This window comes from Streptomyces sp. NPDC046876 (genome assembly GCF_040645035.1).
In the GTDB taxonomy this organism is placed as follows: domain Bacteria; phylum Actinomycetota; class Actinomycetes; order Streptomycetales; family Streptomycetaceae; genus Streptomyces.
Genome location: NZ_JBEYXK010000036.1, coordinates 1 through 12,317, shown reverse-complemented (window position 1 = coordinate 12,317; position 12,317 = coordinate 1). Strand labels below are relative to the sequence as shown.

The 12,317-nt window shown below is 74.4% G+C and carries 9 protein-coding genes and 1 pseudogene; 2 read left to right on the top strand and 8 right to left on the bottom strand.

Annotation, left to right across the window (positions count from 1 at the left end; translation table 11 throughout):
- Positions 1–19: 19 nt before the first annotated feature.
- From ABZ924_RS20215 to ABZ924_RS20205, 3 genes and pseudogenes are all read right to left on the bottom strand, one after another.
- A complete protein-coding gene (locus ABZ924_RS20215) occupies positions 20–895 on the bottom strand; it encodes a dienelactone hydrolase family protein (protein WP_361911284.1) in 876 nt (291 codons plus the stop codon).
- Between the two features lie 181 nt (positions 896–1,076).
- Positions 1,077–1,235 (bottom strand): annotated as a pseudogene (locus ABZ924_RS20210) (DUF1259 domain-containing protein); the annotation flags it as partial.
- Between the two features lie 293 nt (positions 1,236–1,528).
- Positions 1,529–3,829, bottom strand: a complete 2,301-nt coding sequence (locus ABZ924_RS20205) for an immune inhibitor A domain-containing protein (RefSeq protein WP_361911281.1) — start codon at positions 3,827–3,829, stop codon at positions 1,529–1,531.
- 209 nt (positions 3,830–4,038) lie between these two features.
- Here ABZ924_RS20205 and ABZ924_RS20200 point away from each other — a divergent pair, with 209 nt between their 5' ends.
- A complete protein-coding gene (locus ABZ924_RS20200) occupies positions 4,039–4,656 on the top strand; it encodes a hypothetical protein (protein WP_361911278.1) in 618 nt (205 codons plus the stop codon).
- 19 nt (positions 4,657–4,675) lie between these two features.
- Here the strand turns inward: ABZ924_RS20200 and ABZ924_RS20195 are convergent, their stop codons facing one another.
- The 4 genes from ABZ924_RS20195 to ABZ924_RS20180 all read right to left on the bottom strand — a co-directional run bounded on the left by ABZ924_RS20195 (position 4,676) and on the right by ABZ924_RS20180 (position 9,453).
- Positions 4,676–4,972 carry a hypothetical protein gene (locus ABZ924_RS20195; RefSeq protein WP_361911275.1) on the bottom strand — a complete coding sequence of 99 codons (297 nt, stop codon included), beginning with the start codon at positions 4,970–4,972 and terminating at the stop codon, positions 4,676–4,678.
- Positions 4,973–5,483: 511 nt separating this feature from the next.
- Entirely contained in the window at positions 5,484–6,074 is a 591-nt protein-coding gene (locus ABZ924_RS20190) for a trypsin-like peptidase domain-containing protein (RefSeq protein WP_361911272.1), read from the bottom strand.
- Positions 6,075–6,165: 91 nt separating this feature from the next.
- Entirely contained in the window at positions 6,166–7,863 is a 1,698-nt protein-coding gene (locus tag ABZ924_RS20185) for a DUF885 domain-containing protein (protein ID WP_361911269.1), read from the bottom strand.
- 174 nt (positions 7,864–8,037) lie between these two features.
- Positions 8,038–9,453 carry a DUF3533 domain-containing protein gene (locus ABZ924_RS20180; protein WP_361911266.1) on the bottom strand — a complete coding sequence of 472 codons (1,416 nt, stop codon included), beginning with the start codon at positions 9,451–9,453 and terminating at the stop codon, positions 8,038–8,040.
- Positions 9,454–9,581: 128 nt separating this feature from the next.
- On the opposite strand from ABZ924_RS20180, the gene ABZ924_RS20175 reads away from it, so the two are divergent.
- Positions 9,582–10,319 carry a MerR family transcriptional regulator gene (locus tag ABZ924_RS20175; RefSeq protein ID WP_361911263.1) on the top strand — a complete coding sequence of 246 codons (738 nt, stop codon included), beginning with the start codon at positions 9,582–9,584 and terminating at the stop codon, positions 10,317–10,319.
- On the opposite strand, the gene ABZ924_RS20170 is transcribed toward ABZ924_RS20175, so the two are convergent.
- A complete protein-coding gene (locus ABZ924_RS20170; protein ID WP_361911260.1) occupies positions 10,320–12,044 on the bottom strand; it encodes an FAD-dependent monooxygenase in 1,725 nt (574 codons plus the stop codon).
- Between the last annotated feature and the right edge of the window lie 273 nt (positions 12,045–12,317).

Sequence of the window (12,317 nt, the reverse complement as noted above, 5' to 3'; positions counted from 1 at the left end):
GCCGGCCGGGCCGCCCGGCTCAGTCCGCCTCGGGATCCGAGGCCGTGGCGGCCGCGGGCGCCACGGGCACCTCCGGCAGCGCAGGCGCACCGGGGGCCAGCCGGCGGCGCAGGAAGGCCACCATCCGCTCCCGGGCCTCCAGGGCCAGGTGACCGGGCGTTTCGCGGACCTCGCGGGTCAGCACCGAGTGGGCCCGCCGCCCGAAGCCGCCGCCGTTGCCCGGGCCGGAGTCGAGCTCGATGTACTCGAAGGCCCCGCCGAGCCGCTCGCGCAGCGTGGCGAACCGCTGCCCCGGGGCGAGGCCGTCCTCGGAGAACCGCAGCCCCAGCACGCACAGCCCCTCGTCCCGGGTGCGCCGGGCCACCTCGAGCAGCTCCGCCTCCGACAGGCCGGGATCCGCGCGGTGCGCCGCCGTCACGGGCAGCGGCAGCGAGGGCTGGCTCAGCACCGCCGCCAGGACCGCGCCGTCCACGGCGGCGGCCAGGGCGAACCCGCCCGAGAAGCACATCCCGATCACCCCGACCCCCGGGCCCGGCGTCCGCCCGCCCAGGCTGTGTGCCAGGGCCCGGACGTAATCGGCCACGGGCCGCCGCGCGTTGGTCGCGAAGGCGGCGAACTCCCGGGAGATGCAGGCCCGCACGATGGAGGCCCCGGCCCGCGGGTCGGTATCGGGCCGCCCCGGCACGCCGAACAGCGACGGGATCACCACCGTGAACCCGCTGTCGACCACGTGCTGCGCCAGGCCGAGCACCGCCGGCGTGATGCCGGGCAGCTCCGGGAGCAGGACGACGCCCGGCCCCTCGCCCTGCTCGTAGCAGTCGTGCGTCATGCCCTGCCAGGAGAACGGCTCCCGGCGCCAGGCGTCCAGGGTGGAAACGGGCGGTGTTCCGCTCAAGGTGACCTCTCAGGGGTGGGGGGGCGAGGTGCTGTCCGGCCGTGCTGCGTCGATTTCCACCGGCAGTATCCACCTGCTCCCCGGCCACGAGCGCCCCGGGTGCCGCCCCCGGCATCGCCGGCCATACGACAGTCGTGGCCCGCAGTGCGGCCGCGACCGGATCCGCCGGCCCCAGTGCGTCGCCCACCGCCACCCGGCCCCCGCCCAGGGGCTGGAAGGCGACGTTCGAGGCCATCCCCAGGCTCCACGGAACCACCCAGTGGTGGTCCGTGACCGTTTCCCGGCGCGGGAAGAGGCACTTGTAGACCCCGCGGTAGTCGCCGCCCCGGCCGCCCAGCACCGCATCGCGCGCGGAACACCGGCCCCCACATCGCTCCGGCTCGCTGCAGGGCGCTCCCGACTCCGGCCCAGTCGGCGAGCGCGGTGTCCGCCGCCCGAAGCGGCCGGCCCGGATGCACCGGGGACGCCACTGCCGCCGCGGAACCCGTGCCCACCGGGAGCAGCGCCTCCGCCGCGGCCGGGCCCGCCCGCCCCGCGCCACCGGAGCGGGCGGGTCGGGCGGGCCGGGCGGGTCCGGCTGGGCCGGCGGGCCGGTCGCCGGTCAGCGGCCCCGGGGGATCGGCGGTCCGTCCCTCAGGACGAAGGACTCACCTGCACCGTCGTGAGTGCGCCCCCCGAGGCCTCCTTCACCACCGCGATCCGGGTCCCGGTGTCCGGCACCTTGACCCCGACCTGCGGCAGCTCCGCGTTCCAGTACGAGCCCCGGTGGTCGTCGAAGACGGCGACCCCCGGCCGCGACGGGATCACGGTCGGCGCGCCCGCCTTGTGCAGGACGATCCGGTCGCTCGCCCGCAGCGAGAACGGCGCGTCGAACGTCTGCGCCCGCGCGTTGAGCAGCGAGCCGTCCGCGTGCCGCAGCGGCTCCGGCCGGGCGTCGATCGGCAGCAGCAGCCCGCCGCCCGGATGGGCCTTGGTGGTGTTGTCGCTGTAGGCGGTGTCCCACAGCCAGATCAGCACGCCCTGCTGGTACGGGTAGAACTCCACCTGGTCGCCGGTGAACCCGAAGTTGTACGGTCCGGTCTTCAGCTGCGCCCCGTAGCCGGTGTAGCGCCGGTTCTCGACCAGGTAGGCGCGCGGGTGGCGTTCGCTGCCCGTGTGGCCCTCCGTACGCGACCACTTGACCGCGCTCCAGCCGTTCGCCCCCTGCTCCGCCCCGTCGTGCAGCAGTTCGCGCCCGCCGGCGGTGATCCGCAGGTCGTCGAAGGTGACTCCCTTGCCGTGGGTGTTCCCGTCGGACGTGACGCGCAGCCGCAGCTGGAAGCTCTGCCGCGCGAACCGGTCGAGCGGCACGGCGAGTTCGGTCCAGCCTGCCGAGGTCCCGGACACGCCCTTCGCCGGGACGGCCGTACCGCCGACGGTGCCGGGCAGCGGCGTCCAGGTCGTGCCGCCGTCCGTGGAGGCCTCCACCGTCAGGAAGTCGAAGTCCTGCTCGATGTCGTACCAGAGCCGCGCGTCCAGCCGGGCCGGCCCGGACACTCCGGTGAGGTCGACCGTCCGGCCGAGGGTGTTGTCCATGAAGTCGCCGGTGCCGCTCCACCACTGGCTGGCGCCCTCGTACGGGTCGATCAGCTCGGTCCGGGTCTCCGACGGCGGCAGGTGCACCAGCAGCGCCTGCGGGTCCTCGGTGTTGTAGCCCGACACCCCCAGCACCGCGCGCGTCTTGCGGCCCGCGTCGGCCTCGGTGTACTCGAGCCAGCCGAGCTGGAGCTTGCTCCACGGGTCGAGGTCGCCGGGCCACGCGCCGGTGGTGTTCCGGCCCTTGGCCAGGTACGAGCCTGAGGACATCAGGGACCAGAAGTTGACGCTGTTGTCCCCGTCCGAGCTGTACAGGTCGGGCAGGCCCAGATCGTGGCCGAATTCGTGGGCGAACAGGCCCGCCCCGCTGTTCTCGCCGCCCGTCAGGTAATCGCCGGCCCAGATGCCGGAGTCACCGATCGGCGTGCCGCCCGCCTTGTTGCCCTCGGGGCCCGCGCTGCCGGCCTGGTTCCAGTACGCGAACCACCGGTGCGCCCAGACGGCGTCCTTGCCCTGGGCGCCGCCGCCCCACGTCTGGTCCTTGCCGGCGTGCACGACGACGAGGTGGTCGAGGTAGCCGTCCGGCTCGTCGAAGTTGCCGTCGTGGTCGGCGTCGTAGCGGTCCCACACGTCGTACTCGGCGAGCTGCGCCTTGATCTGCTCGGGCGTACGGCCCTTCGCGCGCTCGGCGTCGTACCAGGCGGCGGTGGCGTCCCGGATCAGGTCCCAGTTGGTGCGGCACTGGCCGGGCTCGGAGCAGTTGTCGGTGCCGTAACGGGCCTCGTTCCAGGGGAGCTTCACCCAGTCGGAGACGGTGCCGTCCATGTCGTAGCGGCCGGAGGACTGCAGCCCGTAGTAGGCCCGCATCGAGGCGGACTGGGGGTCGGGGGAGAAGAACTGCTTCTCGTAGAAGGACCGGTCGAAGTCCTTGCGCCACAGGGTGTGGTTGTCGTTCGCGGCCGGCTTGCCGATGGTGTTGTGGCGGGGGCCGGGGGTGCCGCCGAAGCGGGGCTTGCCCTCGAACTCGGTGGTGGTGTCCACCTGGTCGCCGAACTCGGCCAGGATGACGAAGACCTTGTCCTTGCGCTCCTGGGCGAGTTCGACGTACCGCTTGCCGACCTTGGCCTGGCGCGGGAGCGTGCCGTCCGCATCCGCCTTGACGGCGGCGGCCGGACCGCCGGCCGCGACGCTCTCCAGCGCCTGCCGGCGCAGGGCCTGCCGCTGGAGTTCCAGGGGCGCGGGCGGAGGTGCGGGGGCGTGCTGCTCGGCCTGCTGCTGTCCGCCCGGGGAAGGGGGCGGCGGCGCGGTGGCCGCGAGCGCGGGGGTGGCGAGGAGGGCGAGGGATATCGCCGCTCCCACCACAGCGAGTCTGCGCAACGTGGCTGACCTTTCGGTGAGTTGGGACGGAGGGGAGGGATGGAGCGCAGGTAATATTTCACATGTCACAGGTGATGGATAGTGGGTCGCCTCTGACGGGCCGTCGGAGCCGGGAACGATGACAAACCTCACTGGGTCCGGCGCGCGGCCGGGGCGAGGCTGGAGGCAACCACCAGCAAGGGGAGGACCGGATGGACACGCAGGCAACGGGCGGGATCTGCGGGACAGTGGCCGGGCGGCCCACCCCGTGGCGGATCGTGCGGATCTGGGCGGCCGCCCTGGTGCCGGGGACGCGGCGCAGCAGCCGGGACGGGGCGGCCGCCACCGCTACCGCACCGCACTCCCAGACGCTGCGCCAGAACCTGCTGTGCCTGGTGGTGATGGAACTCGCCGCCGCGGTCCCGATCTCGTCGATGCTGCCGCCCGCGGTGCGCGTCGCCCACGCCGTGCTGGAAGCGGTGCTGATCCTGGCCGGACTGGGCACGGTCGCGGCCCTGGCCCGCGCCCCGCACGAGGTACGCGGGGACGCCCTCGTGCTCCGCACCGGCTTCCTCGGCGAAGTGCAGCTCCCCCGCGAGGCCGTGCGCTCGGTCGGATCGACCGTACGAACCGTCCCGGGCTGCGGCCCGCGCCCCGTCCCGGGCGAACCGAACGCAGTGGCCTGCTCCGTGGACGGCAACGTCAACGTCGTCCTCCGCCTGGCACCGCCGGTCCACCTGGACCTGGGCCCCGTGGGCCGGGTGGCCGCGGAAACCCTCTACACCTCGGCGGAATCCGCCACGGCCCTGCGCGCCGCGCTGGCGTCATGACCCGTCCTCCGGACGCTCCTCACCCCGCGCACAGCCGGCCCCGGTAGGCCCCGGGCGGCAGCTTGGCCTCCTTGCCCGGCGGCAGCGTCTCGTCGGCGAGGATCCGGCACAGGCGGTCCATCCACTGCCGGGCCTCGCCGGCCGAAGGGGACCCGGCCACGGGCGCGGGGGCCGCCGGGACACGGCTGAGGGCGTCCCGGTCACCGGGCCCGACGACCGCGAGGAGGCCGATCGACGTCAGGACGGCGGCCTGACCGGCTGCGGGACCCGTCAGGTCCATCGCCTGCCAGGTCTCCCTGCCTACGAAGGTGCGCACGGAGCCATCGGCCACGGGGGGGGAGTCCGGGCTGGCCGTCAACGAAGCCGTAGGCCACCGCCTGCCCGGGATCCGCGCTCGCCGCGATGCCCGTCACGGCCACCTGCTGCGTGCCGCGCTCCTCGTGCAGCACCTTCCCACTCGCGAGGTCACGGATCTCGATCCGATGCTCCACGGCAGGCGGGGACGCATAGTTCGTCTCGATGACCGCGACCCGGGCCAGATCCTGGCTCAGGTCCATGTGCACGGCCCGTTTGAGGTCGTCGGTGGGCAGGTTCAGCAGTTCCCTCGCCACCGGTGCCGCCCCGGTCAGGTCCCATGCCGTCAGGACGAGCTTCGAGACGGAGTTCGCCGCCGTGAGCCAGGGGGGCCACATGGCGGGCCGGTTCGCCGCGGTCGTGGAAGAGGGCCGCGTCCCGCTCCTCGAAGGGTTCCAGCGAGCGGAACGGGCAGGCGGGCAGGGCGGCGTCGGCCAGAGCCGACCAGGTGCCCCGCAGGGTGCGGGTGGGGATCAGGTAGGCGGTGCGCACCCCGGCCCGCGCGTCCGCGGCGACGACCATGCCGACCACACCGCCCTCGGCGACGTCCCAGACGGGGCTGCCCGAGAAGCCGCGCTCCACCCGGTGCTCGCTGGCCGGATCGGTGTCGTACTGGAGCCAGCCGGCCCCGTCGCGCCGCGCAGCCACCCGACGCTCCAGGCCCCGTCGTCGCGGTGTGGCGGGAAGCCGAAGGTGCGCACCCGGCGGTCGGGGCCGGCCGCGTCCTCCACCAGGCGGGCGATGGGAGCCCCGGCCGGCGGGTCCTCCAGCAGGGTGAGGACGGCGACGTCCCCGGATCCGTCCCGGCCGACCGGGGTCCACGCGGCGATCCGCGCGGGCACCCGGGTGCTGCGCTCGGCGAGCGGGAAGTCCACCCACACGCGGCCCCCGGGCGGATCGGCGGTGTCCTCCGGCAGCCCGAGGGCCTTGGCGACGACATGGGCGCAGGTGATGACCTCGCGCGGGGCCGCCCGGAACCCCGCCCCCTCGGGTATGCCGTCCGGGCCCAGGACCCTGGCCACCGATGCGTCGCTCGGTACGGCGCTCCCGCTCCCTGCATCCATGCCAACCGCCTCCCCCAGGCGCCCGTCGGACCCGGAAGGCTACCCGTACCGCGCCGGGTGTCACGGATGTGTTCCGGCCAGTTCTGCGCGGTCAGGGGCGGGGTGCGGTGAGTTCGGTCCGTAGGTCGTGGAGGCCGAGGGAGCCGAGCGAGAGGGCGTCCATGTGCCACCGCTTGAGGTCGAAGGCCGGGCCCTGCTGCGCCCGCGCCGCCTCGCGGCCCTCCAGCCAGGCCCGTTCGCCGAGCTTGTACGTGATGGCCTGCCCGGGCCGGCCCAGGTAGCGGACGACCTCGCTGTCGAGGTAGCCGGCGGGCCGGCTGGAGTGGCGGCCGAGGAACTCCCGGGCCAGGGCGGGCGTCCACCGTTCACCCGCGTGGAGCGGGGAGTCCCCGGGCACGGCCAGCCGCAGGTGCACCCCGATGTCGACGACGACCCGCAGGGCGCGCAGCATCTGGGCATCGAGATGGCCCAGCCGGGCCTGCGGGTCGCTCAGGAAGCCGAGTTCGTCCATCAGGCGTTCCGCGTACAGGGCCCAGCCCTCGGTGGCGGCGCTCACCCAGGCCACCTTCGTCTGGTAGCGGGAGAGGCCGCCCGCGAGGTGGGTCCAGTGCCCGAGCTGGAGATGGTGGCCGGGCAGGCCCTCGTGGTACCAGGTGGAGACGAGGTTGTGCAGCGGGAACCGGCTCCGCCCCTGTGTGGGCAGCCAGGTGCGGCCGGGCCGGGAGAAGTCCAGGGACGGCTGCGTGTAGTACGGCGCCGCGCCGCCGCCCGGCGGGGCGATGCAGGACTCCACCCGCCTGACCGGGGCCGCGATGTCGAAATACGTGCCGTCGAGCACGTCCGCGGCCTCGTCCATGAGCGACTGGAGCCACCGCCTGGTCTCCTCCGCCCCCTCGATGCTGCGGCCGTGCTCGCCCAGCCAGGCCAGCACCTGCCACGGGTCCTGCGCCCCGGGCAGGATGCGGGCCGCTTCGTCGCGCATCGCGGGCAGGAGGCGGTGGAACTCCGACCAGCCGTAGGCGTACGCCTCGTCGAGGTCGACGTCGGCGCCCGTGTGGAAACGGGCGAAGCGGGCGTAGCGCTCGGCGCCGAAGGCGTCGGGAACCTCGCCGACCCGGCCCGCGTACTCGCGTACCAGCCAGGCCCGCAGCTCGGCGAAGGCACCGGTCGCCACCGACGCCGCCGCCTCCAGCTCGCGGCGTACGGACTCCGGAGCGGCCGCTGCCTGCCGGGCGAAGGCGCCGGGCTCGGCCGCCAGCCACTCCTGCAGCTGGGCGGCGTTCGCCCGTACCTGCCGAGGGGCCGCGGCCAGCCCCTGCCCGAGGCCCTCGGTGAGGGCGGCGCGGTAGCCGGCCAGGCACTGCGGCACCGCCCGCAGCCGCCGGGCGAGGGCCGCCCAGTCCTCCGCCGTGCGGGTGGGGGTCAGCGCGAACACCTTCCGTACGCGGTGCAGCGGCGAGGTGGAGTTGTCCACCGCGCGCAGGTGTTCACCGGCCTCGTACTGGGCGAGCTCCGCCTCCAGCCGCTCGCGCAGCAGCCGCGCGCACCGCCGCTCGACCGCATCGTCGGTGTCCGTGGCGGTGGCCGCCGCCTCGGAGGCGGACAGGCGGCGCAGGGTCGTACGGGCCAGGTCGGCCAGCGCACGGGCCCCGTCGGGGGAGAAGTCCGGCAGCCGGCCGTTGGCCCCGGACACCCCGAGCATCGTGCCCGTGATCGGGTCGAGGTCCACGAGGGCGTCGACGTGGTCGTCGGAGATCCGGCGGGGCAGCTCACGCGGGTTCTTCGGCATGCCGTACGGCTGCCCGCTCGTCGGCGGGCCGAGTCCGGGCGGGCGGCTTCTTGGCCGGTATCCCCTCCGGAAGCGGCCTGAAGCCCGACCGGTCGTGCTGCCGGTCGGGCTCCAGGCTTCTCGTCGATGTGTGCGGTGCGAGCGGTGCCGTGCGGTGCGTGCGGTGCGCCGTGCTCAGGCGTTCACGGGCTCCGCTGCCGCGTCGGCCGTCTCGCCCTCGGGGCGGGGGATGCGGTGCAGACCCTTGCGGTCGTAGAGGCGGGTCATGCCGAAGCCGAAGACCAGCGAGACCGCCAGCGCGATGCCCATCGCGGTCCAGGCCCGGGTCAGGCCCGCGTCGGCCTGGGCGCCGTAGTAGAGGATGGAGCGCAGGCCCCCGGTGAGCTGCCGCAGCGGCTCGAACTCCGACAGCGTGCGGAAGAACCCGGGCAGCGCCTCGAGCGGCACGGTCGCGCCGGACGAGGGGACGGCCATCGCGATGAAGACGATCGTGGAGAGCAGCATGCCGGGCGTGCCGAAGACGGCGAGCAGCGCCAGGCCGCTGATGCCGACGACCGCGATGGTGCCGACCGAGTACAGCCACAGCAGGCCGAGGTGGGAGGCGTCCATGTCGAGCAGGCCGACGGTGGTGGCCTCGACCAGGGAGCCCATGACCACGGACAGGCCGAGCATGATGACGGTGTTCACGGCCAGGGTGCGCACGCGGCTTGTGTGCCGGACGGGCGTGCGCTGGCGGAAGGGACCGAAGTCGGTGTGCAGGTAGCCGAGGGCGTTGTCGACCTGGGAGTTGACCACGTTGGCGGCGAGCATGCCGCAGACGAGCAGGACCAGGGCGTAGTAGAAGGCGCTCAGGCCCATGGCGCTGCGGGCGCCGAGCGGGTGGCCGTCGGCGACCTCCACGGCGACCGGGTCGGCGAGCATCAGCTTCGCGGCCGGGGAGAGCTGGGCCCCCTGTCCGGCCGCACGGCCGAGCAGGTCCTTGCCGAGCTGCGCGGAGGCGGCGTGGGCGGCCTTCTGGCTCGCGCCGCTGGCCATGGAGGAGCCGATGCTGCCGGCGGACTGGTTGGTCAGCACGGTCAGGGTCGGCCGGGCCGGCTGCGGCTGGGCCTGGCCCTGGCCCTGCGGCTGGGTCTGGCCCTGGGGCGCCTGGCCCTGCGCCTGCGCCTGGCCCTGAGCCTGGCCCTGGCCCTGCGCCTGGCCCTGGCCCTGCTGCGGGGCGGCGGTCAGGCCCGCCACCGAGGTGGTGAAGTCCGCCGGGACGACGAGCGCGCCGTAGAGCTTGCCCTGGCCGAGCCGCTTGTCGGCCTCCTGCCGGGTCATGACCTGCCAGGCGATGCTGCGGTTGCTCGCCGCGGACTTCTCGATCCCCGCGACGACCTGCTCGCCCAGGTTGACGTGCTTGCCGCCCGTGTCGGCCCCGCGGTCGCTGTTGACCAGGGCGACGGGCAGGTCCCGCAAGTTGCCCTTCGGGTTGACGTTGCCGCCGACGTAGAGCAGCGCGAAGAGGGTGGAGACCACCGCGAGGATGAGGCCTGAGCCGATCCACAGCTTGGGGCTGCGGAGTACGGAGGAGGGCTGAGGGGAAGGCATGGCTGCTCCGTGGGGTCACATCGAGTAGCTGGATATCTGGGCTATCCAGAACTAGATAGTGGCAGTATCTTGCTTGTGTGTCCAGTCGGACCGACATCTGCCGGGCCGCACCACCGCGAGGAAGCCGTATGAAGATCTCGGAGCTCAGCCGCTGTACCGGCGTGCCGGTCGCCAGCATCAAGTACTTCCGGCGGGAAGGCCTGCTGCCCGCCGGCCGGGCGACGGCCGCGACCCTCGCCGAGTACGGCGATGAGCACATCCACCGCCTCCGCCTGATCAAGGCGCTGACCAGCCTGGGCGGGCTCTCCATCGCCGCCACCCGCGACGTGCTGGCCGCGGTCGACCGGGCCGACACCACCGACGGCACCCTCGGCGCGATCAGCTACGCCCTGCCGGTGCCCGTCGCCGAGGCGCCGGCCGGCGACCCCGAACGGGAGGCGGAGGACGAGGCTGCCGCCGGGGCGGACGTGGCCGAGCTGATCGCGGCCATGGACTGGCAGGTGCCCGTCACCTCCCCGCACGTCGGGGGGCTGGCCACCGCCCTGAAGCAGCTCCGTCGGCTCGACCCCGGCTACCGGCCCGACGGCCTCGTCGCGTACGCGGAGCTGGCCCGGTCCATCGCCCGACTGGACCTGGAGCGCGCGTCCACGCTCGACGACGCCGCGGCGCTCGCGGAGCGGGCCGTGATCGTCTTCGCCCTGTCCGCGCCCGTGCTGGAACTGCTGCGGCGGCTGGCCCAGGAGGACCTGGTGCGCCGCCGTACCGCCGAGTGCGCCGTCCCGGAGCCGGAGACCGGCGGTGGCGCCGATGCCGATGCCGATGCCGATGCCGACGCCGATTCCGAAGTCGACGCGGGCGGCCGCTGATCAGATGCGGAAGACCCGCGCCAGGTGGTCCACGAGCACGGTGGTCCGCTCCGGGACGCTGAGCGGGGAGAGCCGCGTTCCGAGATAGCCGTCCGGGCGTACGACGAAGGCCGCAGGACCGTCGGTCCGGTACAGCAGGGCGAACTCGCCCCGGCTGTCCACGAAGACCGGCAGGGGCGCCCCGTCGGCGTCCGTCGTCCCGAACCGGACGTCGGACGCGCCTTCGCCGTCGGGCTCGGATTCCGCCTCCGCGTCCGTTTTCCCGTCGGGCTCGCCCGGGCCGGCGAGGACCACGAACGCCGACAGCGCGGCCGTGGCGGTCGACCGCCTGACCCCGGCGACGAGTTCGCCGCAGGAGGCCACCGCCGCGGGGGAGTCGGCGTAGAGCACCAGCACGTGCCCGCGCTCGCGCAGCAGGTCGTACAGCCGCAGCGGGACCGCCGCCACCGCGGAGGTGAGCCCGCCGCAGTCCGGGGCCCGCTCGCCCGGGCCCGGGCCCTCGGCCCCGGCGGTACCCGGCCCCACGACGGGGCTGTCGGGGTACGCCACCAGCAGCTGCGCCTCGCGGAGCGTGACGGTGGCCACGTCGTCCGGATCCGCCTGCAGGCCCTGGGTGGCGTGCCGCACCGTACGGCCGACCACCTCCTCCCCGACGGGGTGCCGCTCGGCGTGGTAGCTGGCGAGCAGCCGCGGGTGCGCGGTGCCGTCCAGGGCCAGGGCCAGCTTCCAGGCCAGGTTGTACGCGTCCTGGATGCCGGTGTTCATCCCCTGGGCGCCCGTCGGCGGGTGGACGTGGGCCGCGTCGCCCGCGACGAAGACCCGGCCGTCGCCGTACCGGTCCACCAGGCGGTGGCTGACGCGGAAGACGGAGGACCAGCGCATCGCCGACGCCGTGGTGGGCTCGGGCGAGAGCCGGTCCAGGACCGCCTGGATGTGCTCGATCCCGGGGGCGCGCTGCGCCTCCAGGCCGTGGGCGACCGCGTCGCCCTGCGCGCCCTCCGCGGAGAGCTCCGGCGGCACCAGCATCGACATGCGGTAGCGGTGGCGTCCGGGCAGGGGAATGCAGACGAGGAGGTCGTCGACGGCCCCGTCCACCCCGTGGTGCACGGAACGCACCCCGTAGCCCTGGGGCAGGCTCCAGTCCACCTCCACGTCCGCGAGCATGTACTCGTCGGGGAACGCGCCGCCTTCGAAGCCCAGTCCGAGCGTCTTGCGGACGATGCTGTGCGCCCCGTCGCAGCCGACCAGGAACCGCGAGCGCAGCTCCTGCTCCTCGCCGTCGGCGGTGACGATCCGGCTGACGACTCCGTCGTCGTCCTGCGTGAACGACAGCAGCTCGACGCCGCGCTCGGTGGCGGTGCCGAAGCGGGCCAGGTGCTCCTCGAGGATGCGCTCGGTCTCGTACTGGGGCAGGGCGGCGAACCCGTACGGCACCTCGGGGGGCAGCCGGAGGTCGATGTGGCCCTGCGGGGCGCCGTCCACGTACATCAACTGGCCGCGCAGGGGTACCGCGGCCTCCAGGGCGGCGCGGACCATGCCCATGCGGTCCCAGACCTCCAGGGTGCGGGGCTGGATGCCGACCGCCTTGGCGTACGGGAGGCGGGCCGGGAGGCGGTCGACGATGCGGCAGTCGACGCGTTGGCGGCGGAGCTCTGCGGCTGCGGTCAGGCCCACCGGGCCGGCGCCCGCGATCAGCACACCGGTTTCCGTCTCGGTATCCGCCACTGGCCTCTCCCGCCGAAGGCCCCCCTGGCCGCTGCCCTTCCATGGTCGGGCCGCCGCCCCGGTCCGGCGACTCGGCCCCGCCCCTGCCGGGTCCCGCTGCGCGGAGCCTGTCCCCTCCCCGCCCCTTCTCCCCCAGCTACCGCTGGGAGGTGCCCCCAGAAACCGGACTCCGCCCGGACCCGGTTCCGGGCGCTCCGCGCCCGGTGCGCTCAAACGCCGCGCGGGCTGGATCTTCCAGCCCCGCCGGCGTTTGAGGCGCGGGGTCTGGGGCGG